Consider the following 21724-nt stretch of genomic DNA (forward strand, 5'->3'; position numbering starts at 1 on the left):
AGGTGAAAAAATGGAGAGTAAACAAGCAGAGAGTGTGAAGTGTGAGTGCGGCCATGCCAATCCTGTCGGAACGGTACTGTGTGAGTCATGCGGTGTCCCGCTGAATAAAGATGCGGAAGACAGCCAGATTGACATGCGTTATGAAGGAGCTGCCCGCCGCTCGCAAATCTACAGTCGAACAATTGTCGATCAGGTATGGAATTTTTTTTCTTCCGTCAAAATTGCGGTTGTAATGATTGTCATTACTCTTATTGCATCGGCGATCGGAACGATTTTTCCCCAGGAAAATTTAATTGCAGAACCGCCGGAAATCTATTATCCGCACGCTTACGGTACACTCGGAGAAATCTATTACCGCCTCGGGCTGTCCCATATGTATGATTCGTGGTGGTTCGTTTCTTTGCTTTTGGCGATTGGAATATCACTTGTTGTCTGCAGCATTGACCGCGCTATCCCGCTGTACCGGGCGCTCCGGCTCCAGAAGGTGAAGCGAAATAAGCGTTTTCTGCAATTGCAGAAGGTCAGTACGGAATTTGTTCTCGGTCAGGAAGATGAGCAATCCGCCATCAGCCGCCTCGAGGCAGCTCTGAAAAACAAAAGATACAAAGTGCGCAGAGAAGCGAATGCCCTGCTCGGCGAGAAAAACCGCTTTAGTCGCTGGGGTCCTTATATCAACCATATAGGCCTTATTATTTTTTTAATTGGCTGCTTAATGCGGCTTATTCCCGGAGATTACCTCGACCAGTTCGTATGGGTGCGGGAGGGGCAAACGGTTAAGCTTCCCGAAACGAATTACTATGTCAAAAATGAAAAATTCGATATTACATATTATCAGCAGAATGAGTTTCCGCAAAAGCTCGATATGCAGGGGGTAATCCCAAAAGAATACAGAACCCGAGCCGTTTTATATGAAGATCAAAATGCTGGAGTTCCGGGGGCGGAACCAAAATTAAAAGAGGTTCACAAACAGGATGTGCTGGTGAATCATCCCTTTGAATATCAGCATTTATTATTATATCAATCAGGGGAACAGCAGAATCAGTTAGAGGCGTTGAATTTGGCAATTGTCGATACGTCCACCCAGCAGCAAATGGGTACAATTAAACTTGACTTGTACAATCCCCCGGACCAGATTAAAATCAATGATAAGATGTCGGTTCGCGTTCTGCAGTATTTTCCTGATTTCACGCTGGATGAGAACACGAAGCAGCCGGCAACGAAATCGAAGGATCCGAATAACCCGGCATTTATTCTTGACTTAAAAAGCCCGAAAACACCAAACGGGGAGAAAGTCTGGGTCTTCCTCGGCCGGATTGTAACCGCTGACGGAAAAAACCCGGTGATGAACTATCAATTCCTGAAGCCGGATCTGGTAGATGTGTCCGGGTTGTTAGTCCGCATAGACCGCAGCTTACCGGTGATATATTTTGGCTGCTTTATCTGTATGATCGGTCTTATCATGGGATTTTACTGGCAGCATCGGCGCATCTGGCTGCAGCTTGAAGACGGGAAAATGTATGTGGCAGCCCATACGAATAAAAACTGGTATGGCATAAAGAACGAAGTGGTAGATGTTCTCAAGGCGATTGACTGCGACATTGCTATCTCGCAACTGGACAAAAAGGAGGGCAAAACAGCATAATGAATTTAATTGAACTGAGCAGTAATTTGCTGCTGATTGCTTTTATTTTGTATGCCTTGTCTATGATCGTATTCTTTGTGTCTATTACCGGCCGCAGGTTCGGCCAGCGTGATCCGGAAGCGCATATGAAGAAATTCGGCAAAATCGGCTATATTTTCGCGCTTATCGGGGTTATTTTTCACGCTGTTTTTATCGGTCTGCGCTGGTATATCGGGGGGCATATCCCGACAAGTAACATGTTCGAATTTATGCAATTTCTTGCCTTTGCGATTACGCTCGCTTTTCTTGTGATTTTTCCTTTATACAGCATTCCGCTCATCGGGGCGTTTGTGATGCCGTTTGTCGTTCTTATTCTGGCGTATGCCTCCGTATTCAGCAGGGAAATTACTCCACTTGTTCCAGCGCTGCAAAGTTATTGGCTGCAAATTCACGTAACGACCGCCGCTCTGGGGGAAGGCGCCTTCGCGATCGGATTTGCCGCCGGATTGATGTATTTGCTCCGCACCGTCAACCTGAAGGAGAATTCGAAATCTGCCAGGTGGCTGGAGTTTGTGATGTGGGGAATTCTCTGTCTTGTCAGCTTCGTTGTCCTCACGTTTGGTTTTAAAGCGGCCAATTATGAGGCTGTTTTTAAAGCGAAGGTGGATATCATGGGAACGCCGACAGATACGACGATTTCCTATGATTTGCCGGCAATTGCGGGACCGCAAAACGGCACGCTTCTTACGCAGGGCAAAATGCAGCCGGTATTTGAAACGCCTTCTTTTATGAAAGGACAGAATGCTGCGCATAAGTTGAATACGGTTATCTGGTCGATGCTCGGCGGAACGATTCTCTACGTTCTTCTGCGCCTGGCCCTCCGCAAGCGTCTGGCCTTGCCGTTAAGCAGGTGGGTACAGGATCTTGACGCACCGTTAGTAGACGAAATCAGCTATCGGGCGATCGCGATTGGCTTTCCGATTTTTACGCTTGGGGCCCTTATCTTTGCCATGATTTGGGCGGCTGAAGCGTGGGGCCATTTCTGGAGTTGGGACCCGAAGGAAGTATGGGCTCTTGTCACATGGCTATTCTACAGTGCGTATCTTCATTTGCGTCTTTCACGTGGCTGGGTCGGGCAGAAATCAGCCTGGATGGCAGTTATCGGCTTTATTATCGTTATGTTTAACCTCGTGTTTGTTAATATGGTAATTGCTGGTCTCCACTCGTACGCGTAAATGGAAAAAGAATAGCAAATAACTTCCCTCTGTATGGATATAAATAAACAAACAGAGGGATTTTTTATGGTACAATAAAATGTAAAAGATGTGTGAACAAAGTAAAACATAGTACTAAAAAGATACACTTTTTTAGGAAGAGAAAAAGAATAAGGTGGGGAATAAAATGGAACAAAATGCAAAGATACTGGTGGTCGATGATGAGGAGCGCATTCGCCGGCTGCTTCGTATGTATTTGGAGCGGGAAAAGTTCATCATTGATGAGGCGGAAGACGGGGAACAAGCCCTTCAGATGGCCATTGACAACGATTATGATGTGATACTGCTTGATATTATGCTGCCGGGGATGGATGGAATTGAAGTATGCCAGCGCCTCCGCGAACAAAAGGCTACACCGGTTATTATGCTCACCGCTAAAGGGGAGGAAGCCAATCGTGTGCAGGGGTTTGAATCGGGAACGGATGACTATGTCGTGAAACCGTTCAGCCCGCGTGAAGTTGTCTTTCGTGTGAAAGCGATTTTGCGCCGATCTTCTGCAACCGCCTTCTTAACCACTCCGAATAGTTCACATAATGTGCTTGTCTTCCCGGATCTTTCCATTGACCATGATGCCCACCGGGTTGTCGTTAACGGGGAAGAAGTAGGATTAACACCGAAAGAATATGAACTTTTATACTATTTGGCCAAAAACCCTGACCGGGTATTTTCCCGGGAAGACCTGCTCAAAGATGTGTGGCATTATGAATTTTTCGGGGATCTGCGGACGGTTGATACGCATATTAAACGCCTGCGGGAAAAATTGAATAAAATCTCACCTTCCGCTGCCAATATGATCTCCACGGTTTGGGGGATTGGGTATAAATTAGAGGTGCCGAAATAAGTGTTTTACAATCGGGTCGTCGTAAAATTATGGTTCACGATTATCGGATTGGTTGCTGCTGTCTTGATGGTTCTGAGCCTGACGCTTATGCAGTTTCTCGACAATTTTTATGAAAAGCAGAGTACTGCCAATCTTAAGCATCTCGCTCAGAATATGGCCGACGTACTGGAAGTGTACCATGACCAGGTGGGTGCGGTTCACATCGCACGTGAGCTGGTGGACGTATATAATACGCGAATGGTCGTGGTCAGCCCGAAAGGTGAGGTCGCCAAGACGAACTTTACAACCGTGAATCCGAAAATTCCTGAGATTTCCCTGAATGAATTGCTGCAAAATCCTGAGATAAAGAAATCGCTAACCGGCAATATTAGTGTTACCCGCACTTTTTTTACCGTTAAAAGCTACAACAGCATACGGTATCCGGAAGAATTCCTTGTGGTTGCGGTACCTTTGCATATTGCAAACAGTAATAATGCCCTCATTTTATACCAGACGATGGATGACTTGAAGGAAACGACCAATAAAACCACATGGCTTATATTTTTAGCGGCGGTTATTGGAATTATACTTACGACATTCTTTGCCTTTTTCCTGTCCTCACGCATTACGCAGCCCCTGCGTTCGATGAAAAAGGCCGCGGATTCATACGCCCGCGGTGACTTTTCCGTGCAAATCTCAATCCGTTCAAACGATGAGATAGGCGACCTGTCCGGAACATTTAACCACATGGCAAATAAGCTAAACGAGTTAATCCGGGCGCTGTCGCATGAGAAAGAGCAATTATCAAGCATTTTGCGCAGCATGGTCGACGGGGTAATTACGGTAAATAAAGAAGGCGGAATTATTGTCACGAATCCGCAAGCAGAGTCGATTCTGAGAATATGGGGGTATGAACTCCGTAACGGAAGTGACACCGGTGAAATAGAGGATGGTGACGTTACCGACCGTCTTCCTGTTTCCATGAAGCCGATTCTTGAACAGGTTATCAAAAACGAGCAGGAAGTCATCTCGGATATTAAGGTGCAGGGACGGATTTATACCGTGATCATGGCGCCGCTGTACGAGCTGCAGCAGGTAAGCGGAGCGGTTGCGGTTCTGAGGGACATGACGGAAGAACGAACGCTCGATAAACTCCGCAAAGATTTTCTGGCTAACGTATCGCACGAATTGCGCACTCCACTTGCCATGTTGCAGGGTTACAGTGAAGCAATTATTGACGATATTGCGGAGACAGGGGAAGAGAAAAAAGAGCTAGCGAGAATTATTTACGATGAATCGCTGCGCATGACTCGTCTGGTTAACGAACTGCTGGATCTTGCGAAAATGGAAGCCGGGCACATCCATCTTCACCTCGATGAGAACAATCTATTACATCTGGCAGAAAAGGTGATCCACAAGTTTCATGGAGTTGCCCGGGAGCAGGGGATTCAGTTAAACCTTGACTGGCGGGAAGGGACACCTGAACTTGTCTATTTCGACCCGGATCGGATGGAGCAGGTGCTTACGAACTTGATTGACAACGCGCTTCGCCATACGCTTGAGGGGGGAAGTATTACCTTACGTACGTACGCGGCGAACGATAAACTCCATATTGAAATCGCAGATACGGGAACCGGGATTCCGGCGGATGATCTTCCATTCGTTTTTGAGCGTTTTTATAAGGCGGATAAAGCAAGAACCCGCGGGCGCTCGGGCACAGGGCTCGGGTTATCGATTGTCAAAAACATCGTCGTTGCCCATGGCGCGTCGATTAGTGTACACAGTAAAGTAAACGAAGGAACGACGTTTTGTATTGAAATGCCAATCGGTTAGGAAGGAAGAGGACACAATCCATGGCAATTTTTGCAGCACTGGCGCCGAATTTTCAGGAGGCGCTGAAGAAGATGAACATCACACGCCCAACCGAGATCCAGGAAGTGGCTCTTCCACTATTGTTAAAAGGGAAGAGCGTAATCGGGGAATCACATACAGGGACAGGCAAAACGCTTGCTTACATGCTCCCGCTTGTGGAACGCATTGATTGTTCGCTGGATAGTCTGCAGGCAATTATTTTTGCTCCGACGCGCGAATTAACGCTTCAAATTGCCCGTGTGCTTGATGAATTATGCAGGGAAACGAACATCCGCTACCAGACCATCATCGGCGGCGTTGACATTAAGCGTCAGGTAGAAAAATTGAAGCTGAAGCCACATATTATTGTTGGGTCACCGGGGCGCATGGTCGACCTGCTTGATAAGAAAAAACTCAAAGTTCATGAAGTGCGCATGGTCGTCGTGGATGAGGCAGACCAGATGGTAGAAGCGCGAATGCTGCGTGCCATGGAAACAGTTTTGGCCCGTACACCGCGTGACCGTCAGATTTCTGTTTTCTCTGCGACCGTTTCATCCGCTGTAGAAGAGTGGAGCAAACAGTGGGCGGAACAGCTCGAAACGATAAAAATTAAACGGGCTGCCCGCCTGCCTGATACGGTGAACCATTATTTCATCGTGGCGCCGGAGCGCCTTAAGTTTGAAGAGTTGCGCCGGCTACTTGTTGCACTCCGGCCAACCCGGGCGATTATTTTTGTAAAAAAGCTGCACCAGGTAACCGATATTGCCACCTGGCTGTCCGGGAGAGGAGTGAAAATTGCCGGGATCCATAGTAAAACGAACAAGCTGGACCGTGAAAAAGCGATGCGTCAGATTCATGAGGGAAGCATCACGTGCCTGGTCACAACGGATCTGCTTGCGCGCGGTCTCGATGTCGAAAATGTAAGCCATATTATTAACTTTGATTTGCCGCTGAATCCGGAAGGGTATATACATCGGGTAGGCAGGACAGGTCGTGCAGGTAAAAGCGGAACAGCGGTCACGCTGCTTGAACCAAAAGAAAAATTCATGGCGGAGAAGTTTGGCAGTCAATTAGGGATTATAATGGAAGAAAGGGTACTGGATCATGGTAAACTGGCTGCGCCGCGCGCCGGTCACTCTCACAATGGTTCTGCTCAAAAAACCGGAGTCAATGGCGCAGCGTCGCCATTCACATCCGGGCGTTCGGCCGGTAAGCGTGGCCGTAAGCCTGCGAAGCATGGCGACCATCAAAAAAAATAAACCGGTCCGGGGCAAATTCAATTCATGGGATCGGTACATTCAGAGTGAATGGTTACTCGCTCAGCTGCAATCACTGTTTCTTGTCGAAACAGTGATTTTTTTTATTCGTATGGAACATTGTAAAAAAGCTGCGCGTTTGGTTAGATGCCGTGTCAACAATTTCCACATTACATAAGGTAAGTTAGAAGGTCTTTCCGGGATAAAAGGGAGGGAGTATATGAAAAAATACGTTAGGAAACGGCGCGTAAAAGGGAGGAATCCTTCATCTGTGGAGACGGCTCCGCAGTTATCTGTTATAATCCCCGCAAAAAATGAGTTCCGCACTATTCACAAGGTTGTTAGTGAAGCGAAAAAAATAGCGTCAAACACGGAAGTGATCGTCGTGTGTAATGGAACGACCGACCAAACCGATTGGCTGGCCGAAAAAGCGGGAGCAAAGGTTATTTCAATCAAACGGCCGCTTGGGCACGATGTCGGGCGAGCCATTGGTGCACGCCATGCGAGAGGCAGTGTTCTTTTGTTCATAGATGCGGATTTCATGATCCCGGCCAAAGTACTTCGCGGCTATTATCTGGCGATTAAGCAAGGGTACGATATTGCGTTAAACGGCTACTCCGGGATTCAGACCGAGAACAGAATCCATTCTGTGTCTGTTGCCAAACAGCTAATAAATAAACTCAATGGAAGACCCGATTTACAAGGAAGTTCAATGACCACCGTGCCTCATGCGCTGAGCCGGAAGGCGGCCAAAATGATAGGATACGATAATCTGGCAGTTCCGCCGAAAGCCCAGGTGAAGGCGCTTCTGCAAGGGCTTGCTGTAAAACGGCTGCCTACCATTAATGTCACCCGCCGCAATAAAAAAAGAAATCGAAGAAAAAACATGATGGTTGAACTTGTACTCGGTGACCATGCAGAGGCAATCAAGTATCTGATTTCGGAGAAAGGTGCGAGAGGAGGTTTTTCGGATTTCAACCGCAAACGGGAAGCCGTGTACACAGCGCTGCCCGAGCCTACCGGCCGTTCGTTGATTCAGACGACGGTCTCTTCGTTACTATCAGCTATTTCCTTAAAACCGGACAGTGCGCCCGGATTAGAGCCGATATGGAAGGCGTTCCAATCCTCAGTCCCTTCAGTGACTTCTATTAAAAAAATTCTTGTACCGGTGAATGTGGAGAAGAGTACTCAGACTTTGTCTGTCATTATTTGCGCTCACAATGAAGAAAGCACGATTGATGCTCTTCTGGTCAACGTAAAGGAACTGAAGCCGAAAGAAATCATCGTCGTTGAGAACGGTTCTAACGACCGGACGCGGGATATTTGTGTTTCGCATGGTGTGACCTGTTATTCGTATCCTGAATGCCTTGGTCATGATGTTGGCCGGGCAATCGGTGCAAGAGTGGCAACAGGAGATGTTTTTCTTTTTATTGATGCGGACATTGTTTTTACGCCTGAGCAGCTTGGCCCGTTTATTGAGGCTTGTAAAGATGGGGCGGATGTTGCATTGAATAATGTAAACCCATTTTATCTGCACCGTTCCATGATCGATTATGTGAGTATGGCTAAGTTGTTTTTAAACCGATTAACCAAACATCTTCACCTTGGCTTCTCTTCCTTAACGGCGATTCCGCATGCCATTCGGCGGGAAGCCGTTGAAATTATAGGTGCTGATAATCTTTTCGTTCCGCCCAAAGCGCAGGCCATAGCAGCCATTAGGGGTCTGACTATTCGAAATGTTCAAGGTGTAAATGTTTTTCACAGCAATAAGCTTCGTCCCTATAACATTGACAAAGCAAACGAGGTTGAGAGCTTAATCATCGGTGATCACCTGGAAGCACTTCAATGGCTTCAGACTGTATACGGGGAACGTGTCCTGTTTCAAGACGAGTTGCGCAGGCGTGAATATCTTACGCAGTGATCAAGTGAAAGGGTGGGAGAAATAGTGGAGAAAAAAATTGCCGTAATCGGCCTGGGATATGTGGGGCTGCCGCTTGCCAGCATGCTTGTAAAAAGCGGGCACCAGGTCGTAGGCATTGATATAGATTCCAAAAAAGTGGAGTCACTTTACGCAAAAAAAAGTTATTTATCAGATATAACGGATAGTGAAATAGGCGAGCTAATCGACAGCGGCCGGTTTGCAGCCACCGTCGACTATGCTCAGGTTAGTGCCGTCACCTACGTTATCATATGTGTTCCAACACCTTTACGTAACAAAAACCCGGATTTGTCATATATTCATTCCGCCATTCACCATATTCGCGCTTTTCTCCGGCCCGGGCATGTCATTGTATTGGAGAGTTCCACCTATCCCGGCACAACAGAGGACTACGTGCAGCCACTCATTGAGACGGACAGCCTACAGGTAGGTAAGACCATTTATTTAGGGTATTCCCCTGAACGGATCGACCCGGGTAATAAAGACATTTCTGTAGAATCCATTCCAAAAATCATAAGCGGAGTGACACCTGGTTGTCTTAAGCAAATCCATCATCTTTACAGCAATGTATTCCGCACGGTTGTTCCTGTTTCTTCCCCCCGGGTCGCGGAGTTTGCCAAAATGTTGGAGAACAGCCAGCGCTTAATCAACATTTCTTTTATGAATGAAATCAATATTCTCGCAAACAAAATGAAGGTCAATCTATGGGAAGTCATTGAAGCGGCTAAAACTAAACCGATGGGTTTTACTCCTTACTATCCAAGCGCCGGTATTGGCGGCCACTGCATTCCGGTGGATCCGTTCTTTTTATCTTGGATCGGTATGCAAGAAGGCGTTCCGCTTACTATGATTCATCAAGCAGGGCTTATTAATGAAATGATTCCGCACGTGGTGGTGAGCCACGTCGTTCATGAACTGGGCAGGCGGAACATTCCAATGGTAAACGCAAAGGTTGGAGTGATCGGCCTTACGTATAAAAAGGATGTTAATGATATCCGTGAATCGGCTGCAGTGAAAGTCGTTGAACTGCTGCAAAACCGGCGCATTCATGTTTCGGTGCATGAACCTGTTTATCAGGGAAATCTTCCGAAAGCAGCTGCGCACTTTGACATCACACAGGAGGGCTTATCCCAATTTGACATCGTTCTGATCCTTGTGGATCACTCAAATATTGCATGGGAAGATGTTGCGCGCTACGGTCGTTGTGTCATCGATACACGGAATGTAACAGACGGGCTGCCGGGTGACCACATTGTTCGCCTGTAGGGGATACAGACCCCTACTCGCAAAAAAACAGTCCAGGAATAGGTCGTAAAGAATGTGCATGCATAAATGAGAACCTACAAGATTTTCTTCTTAGATCACCGGTCTATTTATCTAAATAGTATAGGGGATGCTTTTTGCCAGTACGGCAATCAATTGTTCTACCAATCTTCCTGGAACTTGGAAGAAATAGAAGCAGGCATTGCTTACTGTAAGCCCGATCTTCTGTTCACCGTTGGGTGCGATTTGCCGCTGTTTAACCCTGCTTTAGATTATTTGCCTGAACTTTGCCGGAAATACCGTCTTTTTCATGTGTATTGGGCAACGGAGGACGCCATTCATCACCAGAACTGGTCGATCCCGTTTGTTCAGAAGATTATGCCGGACATGGTATGGACAATCCACCCAGATTGTGTCGCTGCTTACGAAGCACTTGGAATACCTGCATGTTATTTTGATTTTGCATTCAATCCCCGGATTTTTCCCGCGAAGGAAACGGCGAATGAAGTGTATGACGTGTCGTTTATCGGTCACCCGCATTTAGACAGTCCGACGTTTCGCTATGAAAGCTTTCGCCAGCTGCTCGTTCCATTGATAGAAGCAAAAAAACAAGTGCACATTTGGGGCGGAGGGTGGGGAGAAAACACACTGCAAGAGATTTTTGGCTGCACTATTCCCTCCTCCCAGCTGCACGGATTTGTCCCTTACAAACAAACATCCCGCATTTATCATCAGTCGAAAGTGGTTCTTGGCGTGCAGAATGGAATGGATCAGGTATCCCAGCGAACGTTTGAAATTATGGGGTCGGGGGCCTTCATGATCGGAAGCAGAACCGATGCGCTCACCCGCCTTTTTACCGAAGGAGTTGAACTTATTCTTTGCGATCATCCGGAACAGGCGACCGAACTGTTCGATTATTATATAAACCGGCCGCTGGAACGAAGAAAAATCGGCTTAAGAGCCCGGAAAGCCATTCTAAAAGACCATACTTTTTTTCACCGGTTTGCTAAGGTTTGGCCCGCTTTAGAGAGAAACACAGAAAAGAAAGGAAGAGGATAAGATGATACCGCTGGTCGATGTAAAGCGTCAACTCCAATCCATAAAGGGAATGATTATGTACGAAATTGAGCAGGTATTGGACAGTGGTCAGTATATTATGGGCTCGAAAGTAAAGGAATTGGAAAAGGAAATGGCGCGCGTCATGGGTGTCGCCGAGGTCGTGGCGGTGGCCAACGGAACGGACGCTCTCGTTTTGACTTTGGATGCCTATGGGATTGGAAAGGGAGATGAAGTCATTACTACGCCCTTTACTTTTTTCGCCACAGCGGAGGCGGTTTCCCGTGTAGGTGCTACTCCTGTGTTTGTTGATATCGACGCTGCTACCTATAATATAGACCCAAAGAAAATAGAAGAGAAAATCTCCCCGGTTACGAAAGCGATTCTTCCGGTTCATCTATTCGGTCAACCGGCCGATATGGATGAAATCAAGTCCATTGCCAGCAAATATGATTTGCTCGTTATCGAAGATGCCTGCCAGGCGTTCGGGGCGACGTATAAGGGGAAACGGGTTGGAAGCTTAGGTGATGCAGCCTGCTTTTCATTCTTCCCGACGAAAAACCTTGGAACAATGGGTGACGGAGGGATGATCGCCACATCGGACCCGCAGTTGGCCGCCAGGCTCCGCCGGCTGCGCCATCACGGCAGCAAAAAGAAATATTACCATGATTCCATTGGCTATAACAGCCGGCTGGATGAACTGCATGCTGCCATCCTTCTTGTGTCGCTGACAAAAATCGATGAATGGAACGAAGCGAGAAGGCGGTGGGCAGCCCGCTATAAAGAAAAGCTGGCCGGTGCCGGGCTCACCATGCCGGTGGAAGCAGCCGATCGGACGCATATTTATCATCTTTTCTGCGTGTCATCGAACCAGCGGGACGAGGTGATGACCCGGCTCAATCAAGCGGGAATTCAAAGCGGAGTCTATTACCCGTGTCCCCTGCATTTGCAGGAAGTATACCAGAATCTTTCCTACAGACCTGGTGACCTGCCGGTAGCCGAACATATGGCTTCCTGCCTGTTCGCACTGCCGATGAGTCCGTTTCTAATGGAAAGTGAGCAGGATGTGGTGATTAACGTGCTCATGAACAGGGGAGGCAGATAAGATGGGGATACGGTTTGGACTGATTGGCTGCGGACGAATTGCCCGGCGTCATATTTTCACGCTTGCCCGCAGCAATGATGTGCACCTTGCTGCTGTTAGCGACATTATGAAGGAGAGAATGGAAGAAGCCAGCCGCCTTTATCAATCTTACCGCGCGGAAACGTTGGCTCAGCAGGATGAGCTGACACCTCCGCAGCCCTATCAAAATTTTATGGATATGCTTGCGAATCCTGATATTGATGCGATAATCATTACTACCCTTTCCGGCCTTCACGCGGACATCACCCGGAAAGCCTTGCTCCACAATAAGCACGTCGTCCTGGAAAAACCGATGACCTTATCGCTTGCGGAAGCGAACGAACTGGCAAAGCTGGCGGATGAGCGCCGGCGCCGCATTCTTGTTTGCCATCAGCTTCGCTACCGGCCGATTATGCAGGAAATAAAAAGGCTCGTTGACAGTGGAGCGCTTGGCCGAATTCACCTCGGTGTAGCATCTATCCGGCTTTACCGCTCTCCGGAGTATTATGCGGCCGCTGCCTGGCGCGGTACGTGGGAGGAAGACGGAGGAATGCTGCTAAACCAGGGCATTCATGCGGTCGATTTGCTTCAATGGTGGATGGGGGATGTGACACAGGTATACGGTGATATATCCCGGGGATCAGCAAAGAAGGAAACGGAAGATATCGCGCTTGGCATTTTAACCTTTGCAGACGGCGCTCGCGGCCTGATTGAAGCCAACACGATTACGTATCCGAACAACATGGGCACCGTCTTATCGCTGTTTGGTGAAAAAGGGGCTATTTCGATAGGCGGAACGGCTTTTAATGAAATCTACCGCTGGTGTACGCTGGAAGCGGGCAGTGAGGAACGAGCCGCCAGCCTCATCACAAAGGAGGATGAGCATGAGAGGATGTACGGCGATTTCATCCGTGTTCTGTTATCCGGCTCGGGGCAGCCGCTTATGAATGGGAACGAAGGAAAAAAAGCGCTGGAGTCGATTTTTGCTCTCTATGCGTCAGCCCTTTCCCGTATGCCGGTATCACTGCCGCTTGCGTCCTTTGTGACCACTTCGATGAAGGAAATGAAATGGCTGTGAGAAGGTCGGTTAATTCCAAAGCATATCGTTCGGTTGGAGGGGGAGGAGAAGGGATGAGGGTTTTTCATGGAATTATTGAGATTGCCGGACAGATGGGAATCCTAAGCGGCGCAATGAAAAAAAGAGGCCATATCGCCGTTGGATACAATATATTTCATTCGTATTTGGGCTACCAGGAGCATTTAATCAATACGGTACAAAGTGAAATATCGGAGACTTCCAAACACATTATGAATTTTTTCGATATTTTTCATTTTCATTACAACAGTTCGCTTCTCCCGAACTTGTCCGATTTGCCCCGGTTACAAGAAAAAGGAAAAAAAATGATTATGCACCACTGGGGCAATGATGTCCGTTTTCACGGGCAGGCCAGAGAAAATAATCCGTATGTTTATACCGGAGACTCTCCTCCTGACGAGGTGATGCACGATAGGTTAACCCGGATTAGCGCCTCCATTCGACAGGCGATTGTGCAGGATTATGAAGTATACCCCTATGTTACGCCTTATTATGAAAAGGTACACGTTGTCCCAATTGCCATCGATATCCGTAAGTTTGTCCCGGCTTATCCAACCGTTTATAAGGGTAGGCCGCTTATCCTTCACGCTCCGACCAACCCGCTTTTTAAAGGCACCGAATTCGTGGAAAAGGCGATTGAACGGTTACGAAAAGACTATACGTTTGATTACAAGCGCATTGAACGAATGAGCAATGTTGAGGCTACGAAGCTGTACCGTGAGGCGGATATCATCGTTGACCAGATATTGTGCGGGTCATATGGCTTATTAAGCGTGGAATCCATGGCACTTGGCAAACCAGTTGTTACGTTTATCCGTCCCGACCTTGTCTCGCAGTTCCCGCCAGAATTACCTATTATCAATGCCAATCCGGATACGGTGTACGACCAGATCAAGATGCTGCTGGATAACCCCCATCTTCGCCATCAGGCAGGCATCAACGGGCGCAAGTATGTTGAAAAATATCACGCGAGCGACGTTGTTGCCGAACGTGTGCTTGCCATATATGAGAATCTTTAGTCATGAAGGAGCGGTTGCCCGTGCATTCTTTAGAAAAACGAATGTTTTTTATCCCGAACCGGCTCGCTGTACGAGGCAGGGAGATGATGGTGTCGTTTAATATTGCCCCGATCCCGACCGATATGAGTGTAATGGAGATGGTTCTTCATATCCCGGCTCACTCCTCTACCGACATGACTACTATACTCGCTGAAGAGATAGCGGGCGGCTGGGATGAAACGCTGGTTAAAACCGGTTATACCCCCCCACATCCAACGCCCATTTCACTTGTAGACATAGAGAACGGGGAAGCAGTTCTAAACGTGAGTAGGTACGAAATGGATTGGCGGTTTAATAGTCATGAAAATCACGGAATTTTTTTATCGATTGTGAGCGCGGATTCTGCTTGCTTTTCTGAAAGTAATCCGCCGTATCTGGTCCTTACAACCATTTAAGTGTGCATAAATTGCTAGGAGTGAGAAAGATGAAGGTAGACCCGTCAGCGGTTATAGGCAGTGGAGTCAGTATGGGTGAGCACGTTGTGATTGAAGAAGGGGCAGTGATTGGGGCTAATGTAAGCATTGGAAATTATGTTGTCATTAAAAAGGGCACGGTGATAGGAGACGGAGTATCGATCGGAGACTTATGCGTTCTGGGTAAAACGCCCGTCGGGAACAAAAAAATGGCGCGCAAGCCGACGGCTGTTCTTCTGCCTCTTGTGATTCACGATCACGTCCGGATTGGTTCCGGCGTGGTCCTCTATGCCGGCGTGGTGCTTGGCCAGGATGTGCTGGTTGGCGATCAGGCCAGTATCCGGGAGCATGTAACAGTTGGAGAGTCAAGCATCATCGGGCGGGGGGCGATCGTGGAACTGCGCACCACAATCGGCAGCCGTGTCACTATTCAAACCGGATGTTATATTACGGGTGATATGATAGTGGAAGATGAGGTTTTTATCGGTCCGCGCTGCTCGTCATCCAACGACAAATATATGGGGATGGGCAATTTTCCGCATAAGGGGCCGGTTGTTAAGCGCGGAGCAAAAATCGGCAATAACGCCACCCTCCTGCCCGGTGTCATCATCGGGGAACAATCGATCGTCGGTGCCGGCACCGTCGTAACCCGTGACGTGATGCCGGGACAGACGGTTGTAGGCAACCCGGGGCGGCCGTTGAAGTAGTGTAGGTGAGATGCATCGAATCCGTTGTATTTTTGCAAGTTTTCCCTTGCAGGGAAGCTGAATCGGTCTGTGCCTCTCTTCCGTTTGGAGGCGGCCCGAAACATCCGGGTAGCTCAACAATGGAGACAATCGGGCCTAAAAGCACTCCAAACTTCAGTGAAAATGATTATCTCCTCATTGTTTATTAACTACTTTAATCTTGCGTTTTTGTCCAATTAGGCCGAAAAAGGGTATACGTAGTGCTTTCACAAAAACAGCGATTAGGCGCTTAGCTTCAATTCAACTAACAGTGGTAACTAATAATTTCCACAAAAGATGGCAGATGTCCTTTATTATTTTTCATTCCAACAACGGTCCTGAAGATTTGATAAACTTCGCTAAAGTTCAACGACAAATTTTTTGCAAGACTCAAGTAAGTAAAGAAACAAACAGTCCCCCTGATAAAAAGTAATATGGAAGGAGAGGAAAAAATCTATTACCGACATGTTAGAACGGTGGCAGCCTAATTGTTTTTGCAAATAAATTATGTTTATCTTTGTCTATTTTTAACGAAATTGTGTCTTTTACTAATCAAATAGTACAAATTTACCAAAAATTATCCTTGCCTCCATTCGAAAACAGTTAATTATAACCATTTCGAACATTTAAAAAAATGCTAATCTTACAATGTAGGGAAATAAATTCCTTAAAATGAAAGGAGAGAAATAATTTTGAAAAAGTTGCTGGTAATAGGTTTAACAGCTGCAACCCTTTTGACTCCGCAACTTGCTTTTGCTGATGGACAAGCTAATCAACCTGTACAAACTGAAAAAGCAGAAGTTCCCAGCCTCAAAGTTTTGGATCAAAAGAATCAAAAGGTACTTTTCAAGGAAGATCAAATTACCGATGTTGACAAAATTCTTAAAAAGGCAAGGAAATTAACTGACGACGAAATTAAAAAAGAGGGATTAGAAGTAATTTCCACCAATAAAGATGAAAAGTTGAAAGTTGATGCCTATCGTTATGACCAAAAGCTGCAGGAGGTGGAAAATTCTGATGGTTCACGTGTATCTTTGTATGCGTCAAATACAATTACCGGAATTTATACTACAGACACAAGGGATAGAACAGACAACACAGCATCTGTAAGTGTTCATGAGGTGTATTATTATTATTATTACACCGAAGCAGGATCTGCGTATGTTAAAGGCCATGCGTTTTACGCTAATTTTTCAAAGCTCGATTCACAGGTATCAGGATTCACAAACTTAACTTTACACATGCAAGAAGGCGGAAATGTGTATGGTGGCGGTAGAATTGCTCCTGATAAAGTCATAGACAATCCTATTGTTGGTCCTACCTTTGGGGTAGTTTATAAAATTTTCGAGCCTGATACACAGCCTTTCCATTATATCAACATTACTGACAATTTGAGTGCTACGTCAGGTTGGTTTAAAGCAACGTTAAAACGCGGAACTGGCACCTGGATATTTACAGATGGTATCTTACAGGGGAATGGGGCCTTTGGGCCGTAAAATCGAAAGTTAGAGGCTATTCCGTAGCTTTATCATGGAATAGCCTTTATCAATTTTTAATTGTGTGAATATAATTCCACATATAGAATATAAAGCTTTAGTAGAGAAACATTATCTTCGGTAAGGAGGACATGATGAAGTTATTTCAGCGTTTATTTATAGGCTTTGTAATATCAAGCTTGGTAGCTGCTTGTTCCATCCCCCAACAGAAAAATGCCGATCGTCCACAACCGATGGAGAAGAGTGCAACCTTTGAAGGGCACAGCCCTAACTGGGGAGCCGTAATGGAAATAAAACCCCTGAATACGGTGGGAAAAAAGCCGATGCAGAAGCTAACTATTATATATAAAGGGGATGTTAAGGATCACGTAGATTTTAAGTATATGCTTAAAGATAAGAAAGATTTATTCAGGTTATCGGGAAATGTTATAGTTGGTCAAAATAAAACAATGAGTGTTAGTACTGGTGCATACGAAACAGAAATTGAAAGTTTACAGGACGATCCGTGTGAGCTGACCATAACATGGAATGGTAAAACAGAAAACATTGAGCTGCCGGTAAAAAATCAGCAATAAATGCATGATAAAACACAAAACTTCCCCGCCGCCACCGATGCAGATTGTGAGCAAAAGAAAAAGGCGGGGGAGGAGTGTATTTACGTTGATACCCGGCTGAAGGGATGCCGGGCATCCGAATGTTATCGTTTCTATTTTCCACCGGCTGCAAACCATTTTGCCAGTTCCGGCGGCACAGAACGGCTTGTCCGGGTTTTGCTGTCCATTGTCACACTCGTCACCGTTGCATCGGCGACGAGTTGGCCATCCTGGTTGAATATTTCCTGCTTAAGCACATAGCTGGTTCGTCCGAGCCGTTCGGGACTGGTTTTAATCGTCAATCGGTCATTTTGCCGGCATTCTTTGCGGTAGTTAATGTTAATGTTGACCGTCACCGTTTGAATCCCCATCTCTAAAAATGAATCATACGGCAAGTTGGCCTGCTCATACCATTCTTCCCGGCCCCATTCTAAATACTCCAGGTATTTGGCATTGTTTACGTGCCCGTTTACGTCGATCTCTGTCGACCGGACGACAATTTCTAAAGATACTTCCATCATGATTCCTCCTTACACTATGTATAAACATCAAAAAATAGTAGACCGCAAACGATAGATAATTTTCCGGCGGTTTTCTCCTTAATATTACATGCTCATTTCGCAAGTTACCAGCCTATCTGCCAATTAGGAGTTAGGACATAAATTGATCATATTATGATAAAAGAAATTTCTTACCTTTCACATAGAACTGTTACATTTGTCATGTAAAGTAAAGACATAAGGAGGTGACTAACAGAGAGAGCGGTAATTGTATAAGCAAACGTGAAATGACATCAACTGAAAAATAAAACGAGCAAACGCCTGACACCCCACATTCCTATTACCGTTTCTTGTTTCGTATAAAAAATTTAACAACACTAAAACAAAATAAGCTTCACGCTTCTTCTTCCTATAAAACAGCCGGTACCAACTATGTACTGGCTGTTTTATATTTTAGGCGTCCATACAGCGAGGGGCAGCGCTCAACCGGATATCCCACTTTGCAAATTTCATTGACTAGCCAAAACGAATCATTTCAAGTGGAGTTTCCACAAACCCAAAAAAGGGTTGATGATTTATGTTACAATGAAAACGTGCGTGGACGCAGGAGGAATGAGAGATGAATGGAACAAAAGTTCTTGTAGCTGATGACGATCCAAACGTGCTTGAGATTATTCGCCTTTACTTCACTCAGCAGCATATCGACTTAGTTGAGGCGCGTGATGGAAGGGAAGCCGTCATGCAGGCGGAGCACGAAAAACCGGACGTCATCATATTAGACGTGATGATGCCCAATATGGACGGATTTGAAGCGTGCCGTGAAATTCGTAAAACACTGGATATCCCGATCATTATGCTTTCGGCAAAAGGGGAGGAGTTCGATCGGGTTCTCGGCCTTGAACTCGGCGCCGATGATTATGTAACAAAGCCGTTTAGTCCCCGCGAACTGGTGGCGCGCATTAAAGCGATTTTTCGCCGCATGCAGCCGCGGGCGTTAGAAGAGCGTGATCCGGCCCAAAATAGTTTGCAATTCGATGATCTGCTGATTGACGTACAGGGACGCCAGGTTATGGTTTTCGGTGAAAAAGTGGCGTTTAGACCGAAGGAATTCGATTTGCTCGTCTTTTTGGCGCGCTCACCCGGGAACGTGTTTACCCGGGAGCAGCTGTTGGAACAGATATGGGGCTATGATTTTTTTGGCGATATTCGCACCGTGGACGTTCACATAAAAAAAATACGCCAGCATTTGTCCCCCATGCGGTGCGAGTGCATTCACACCGTCTGGGGTGTCGGTTACAAATTTGAGGTGGACAACAGTTGTTCCGCATAAAAGAATGGTTGGGGACAAATAAGAGTATTTTTCGTAAATTAATGTTTAGCTATATGATTACCATTTTACTCGGCCTGTCTGCTGTAGGTCTCGCCATGTCTTATTTTGCGAAAAATTATATTTACGATGGAACGAAGGAAGAGCTCCTGCGCAAGGCGAAAAAGGTAAACCTGGCTATTCAAAGCTATAGGGTGGACGATGCGCGTGCCACATCGATGCTTGCTTTTCTTGACCAAACGTTCGATACCCGCATCTGGGTGTTTGACCGAAACGGGAAGATCATTTCAACTTCGACCAAGGACGAGGTGTTTATCGGCAAATCTGTCGCCCACTCGATCCTTGTTCAGGTTCTTGCGGGGAAAGACGTGGTGCAGGACCTTAATTTTAAGGGTTTAAACCAGCCGATGATGTCCGTTGTTGTACCGTGGGGAGAAGGGAATAAAGTGTTTGGCGGCATTGTGCTGCATGCCCCGATTGAAGGAATTGACGAAGCGGTTAGCCATATACGCGAAACGATTTTGTGGGCGACTTTAATCGCGGTCCTGCTCACGATGGCGATGGTGTCGTATCTATCATGGTCGATTTCCCGGCCCCTGAAACGCATTGACAGGGTGGCATTGGAAATCGAGAAAGGCAACTATGACCAGCGTGTGCAGGTTACCTCACAGGATGAAATTGGCGACCTGGCCCGTTCGATTAACCGGATGGCGTCGAGACTCCAGGAGGTGGAAGCGGAACGCGCGGACTATGACCAGACGCGCAAAGATTTCCTGGCCAATGTTTCCCACGAACTGCGTACGCCGCTGACAGCCATGCAGGGGTTTCTGGAAGCGCTGCAGGACGGGCTTGTCGCAGAAGAGGAAGCGAAGCAGAAATACTATCAGGTTATGTATAAAGAAACGCTTCATATGAGCCGGTTGGTGAATGATTTAATGGACCTTGTGCGGCTTGAAAAGCACGAGGTCGGCCTCGTGAAACGGCCGATCGACATGGAATCGATCCTTCAGCGCCTTGCTTTTACCTTTTCCGAGGAAGCGGCAAAACGCAGCCTTGCATTATCACTCGACATTGATAACCCGCTGCCTCCTGTTTTTGGCGACCCTGACCGTGTGGACCAGATTTTTATTAATCTGATTAACAACGCATTGAAATTTACCGAAAAAGGAATGGTGCTGCTTCGGGCACGGGCGAAAGACGGGGGAGTTGAGATCGTCGTACAGGATTCGGGTATTGGTATCAATCCGCACGACCTCCATCATATCTGGGACCGGTTCTTTAAGGTGGACCGCGTTCGTTCAAGGCGTGAGCAGGGAACAGGACTTGGCCTTGCCATTGTAAAACAACTTGTCGAGCTTCATAACGGCACGATTCGCGTAGAGAGTGAAGTGGATAAAGGAACCACGTTTATTGTCTGGCTACCGAAAGATAAGACAATCAGCCGTAACGCGATTGAGGAAGAGAAAAAAATCAAAAACAAGATGTTAAGCAAAGGAAACAAAGACCGTAAAGAAGCCGGTAAAAACAAAGGCAGCAAGCATACGGGCAAAGAATAAATAATGAAAGGCAAAATCCCCTGTAGTCGAATAAGACAACTACAGGGGATTTTTCTCATCACTATAGGGTATTTTGGCGTGGAACAATCGTAAAAACGTGTAATCAGACCTTTTATTTTTCTTCGATCGTAATCGTTTTGATAAATACTTTTTCTTTAGGATAACTGAATTCACCCATTGGATTTTGCGCCACAGGTGTGTTTGAAATTTTATCAACCGTATCCATGCCGTCGGTAACTTTACCGAAAATCGTATAATTCGGCGTACTGTTTAACCCTTCCGAAGCAGGCCCATTACATATAAAAAACTGGCTGCCATTCGTATTGGGGCCGGCGTTAGCCATCGCTACAATGCCTTTTTCGTACTTATGTTTGGAAGACAGCTCGTCCGCAAATTGATACCCCGGTCCTCCTTCTCCCGTTCCTTTCGGATCGCCTGTTTGGATCATAAAGTTCTTAATAATCCGGTGGAAAATTACATTGTCATAAAAATGCCGGCGCGAGAGGAAGACAAAGTTGTTGACCGTTTTCGGTGCATCCTTGGCAAATAGCTCAATGGTGATGTTCCCTTTATTTGTTTGCATATGGGCAATGTATGTTTTGTTAGGTTTAATTTGCATGGCGGGGGGCTGGGACCACTGCTTTGCGGACGGCTTCGGTGCCTGGGTCTGAGCTTTTCCGGTCGAGCAGGCGCTTGCCACAAAAACCAGGAGAAGAGCTAGAATCAGAAGCGGTATTCTTTGTTTCATTTTCCGTTT

Annotated in this window: 19 protein-coding genes; 17 read left to right on the plus strand and 2 right to left on the minus strand. The window is 46.6% G+C overall.

Translation table 11 applies throughout. The annotated features are described in order from the left end of the window. The first annotated feature begins 10 nt into the window (after positions 1 to 10). The 15 genes from resB to H525_RS0117755 all read left to right on the plus strand — a co-directional run bounded on the left by resB (position 11) and on the right by H525_RS0117755 (position 17566). Positions 11 to 1642, plus strand: coding sequence for a cytochrome c biogenesis protein ResB (resB, locus tag H525_RS0117685; RefSeq protein ID WP_027417265.1), 1632 nt, complete (start codon positions 11 to 13; stop codon positions 1640 to 1642). After that, complete coding sequence (gene ccsA / locus H525_RS0117690) at positions 1642 to 2856, plus strand: cytochrome c biogenesis protein CcsA (protein WP_027417266.1); 1215 nt, start codon at positions 1642 to 1644, stop codon at positions 2854 to 2856. The genes resB and ccsA overlap by 1 nt, the downstream gene beginning before the upstream one ends. Positions 2857 to 3022: 166 nt before the next feature. After that, entirely contained in the window at positions 3023 to 3736 is a 714-nt protein-coding gene (locus H525_RS0117695; RefSeq protein WP_027417267.1) for a response regulator transcription factor, read from the plus strand. Next, the gene (locus H525_RS0117700; protein ID WP_027417268.1) at positions 3737 to 5548 is read left to right on the plus strand and encodes an ATP-binding protein; all 1812 of its coding nucleotides are present in this window, start codon (positions 3737 to 3739) and stop codon (positions 5546 to 5548) included. It begins immediately after the preceding gene. Between the two features lie 20 nt (positions 5549 to 5568). Continuing rightward, positions 5569 to 6825, plus strand: coding sequence for a DEAD/DEAH box helicase (locus tag H525_RS24665; RefSeq protein ID WP_051331138.1), 1257 nt, complete (start codon positions 5569 to 5571; stop codon positions 6823 to 6825). A gap of 217 nt (positions 6826 to 7042) precedes the next feature. Further along, positions 7043 to 8743 carry a glycosyltransferase family 2 protein gene (locus tag H525_RS27835; protein ID WP_027417269.1) on the plus strand — a complete coding sequence of 567 codons (1701 nt, stop codon included), beginning with the start codon at positions 7043 to 7045 and terminating at the stop codon, positions 8741 to 8743. Positions 8744 to 8767: 24 nt separating this feature from the next. Beyond that, positions 8768 to 10027: a nucleotide sugar dehydrogenase gene (locus H525_RS0117715; RefSeq protein ID WP_245590518.1), complete on the plus strand. Its 1260-nt coding sequence runs from the start codon at positions 8768 to 8770 to the stop codon at positions 10025 to 10027. Between the two features lie 66 nt (positions 10028 to 10093). Continuing rightward, positions 10094 to 11083 (plus strand): CgeB family protein, encoded by a 990-nt coding sequence (locus H525_RS0117720; RefSeq protein WP_081413484.1) that lies wholly within the window; start codon positions 10094 to 10096, stop codon positions 11081 to 11083. A 1-nt stretch (position 11084) separates the two neighbouring features. Continuing rightward, positions 11085 to 12185 (plus strand): DegT/DnrJ/EryC1/StrS family aminotransferase, encoded by a 1101-nt coding sequence (locus tag H525_RS0117725; protein ID WP_027417272.1) that lies wholly within the window; start codon positions 11085 to 11087, stop codon positions 12183 to 12185. Position 12186: 1 nt separating this feature from the next. Next, complete coding sequence (locus tag H525_RS0117730; RefSeq protein ID WP_027417273.1) at positions 12187 to 13281, plus strand: Gfo/Idh/MocA family protein; 1095 nt, start codon at positions 12187 to 12189, stop codon at positions 13279 to 13281. A gap of 53 nt (positions 13282 to 13334) precedes the next feature. Next, positions 13335 to 14318, plus strand: a complete 984-nt coding sequence (locus H525_RS0117735; protein WP_027417274.1) for a glycosyltransferase family protein — start codon at positions 13335 to 13337, stop codon at positions 14316 to 14318. Positions 14319 to 14338: 20 nt separating this feature from the next. Continuing rightward, positions 14339 to 14752 (plus strand): hypothetical protein, encoded by a 414-nt coding sequence (locus H525_RS0117740; RefSeq protein ID WP_027417275.1) that lies wholly within the window; start codon positions 14339 to 14341, stop codon positions 14750 to 14752. Between the two features lie 29 nt (positions 14753 to 14781). Next, positions 14782 to 15477 carry an N-acetyltransferase gene (locus H525_RS0117745; RefSeq protein WP_027417276.1) on the plus strand — a complete coding sequence of 232 codons (696 nt, stop codon included), beginning with the start codon at positions 14782 to 14784 and terminating at the stop codon, positions 15475 to 15477. Between the two features lie 710 nt (positions 15478 to 16187). After that, complete coding sequence (locus H525_RS0117750) at positions 16188 to 16991, plus strand: hypothetical protein (protein ID WP_027417277.1); 804 nt, start codon at positions 16188 to 16190, stop codon at positions 16989 to 16991. Between the two features lie 131 nt (positions 16992 to 17122). Beyond that, positions 17123 to 17566, plus strand: a complete 444-nt coding sequence (locus H525_RS0117755; RefSeq protein WP_155837411.1) for a hypothetical protein — start codon at positions 17123 to 17125, stop codon at positions 17564 to 17566. Positions 17567 to 17697: 131 nt separating this feature from the next. On the opposite strand, the gene H525_RS0117760 is transcribed toward H525_RS0117755, so the two are convergent. Beyond that, positions 17698 to 18102: an acyl-CoA thioesterase gene (locus tag H525_RS0117760; RefSeq protein WP_027417279.1), complete on the minus strand. Its 405-nt coding sequence runs from the start codon at positions 18100 to 18102 to the stop codon at positions 17698 to 17700. A 601-nt stretch (positions 18103 to 18703) separates the two neighbouring features. Here H525_RS0117760 and H525_RS0117765 point away from each other — a divergent pair. Then, positions 18704 to 19414, plus strand: coding sequence for a response regulator transcription factor (locus H525_RS0117765; RefSeq protein ID WP_027417280.1), 711 nt, complete (start codon positions 18704 to 18706; stop codon positions 19412 to 19414). After that, complete coding sequence (locus tag H525_RS24670; protein WP_245590519.1) at positions 19402 to 20967, plus strand: sensor histidine kinase; 1566 nt, start codon at positions 19402 to 19404, stop codon at positions 20965 to 20967. Before H525_RS0117765 ends, H525_RS24670 begins: the two co-directional genes overlap by 13 nt. 112 nt (positions 20968 to 21079) lie before the next feature. Here the strand turns inward: H525_RS24670 and H525_RS0117775 are convergent, their stop codons facing one another. Beyond that, positions 21080 to 21715, minus strand: a complete 636-nt coding sequence (locus H525_RS0117775) for a peptidylprolyl isomerase (protein ID WP_027417281.1) — start codon at positions 21713 to 21715, stop codon at positions 21080 to 21082. Positions 21716 to 21724 lie beyond the last annotated feature (9 nt).

This window comes from Aneurinibacillus terranovensis DSM 18919 (assembly GCF_000430625.1).
GTDB classification, from domain to species: Bacteria; Bacillota; Bacilli; order Aneurinibacillales; family Aneurinibacillaceae; genus Aneurinibacillus_B; species Aneurinibacillus_B terranovensis.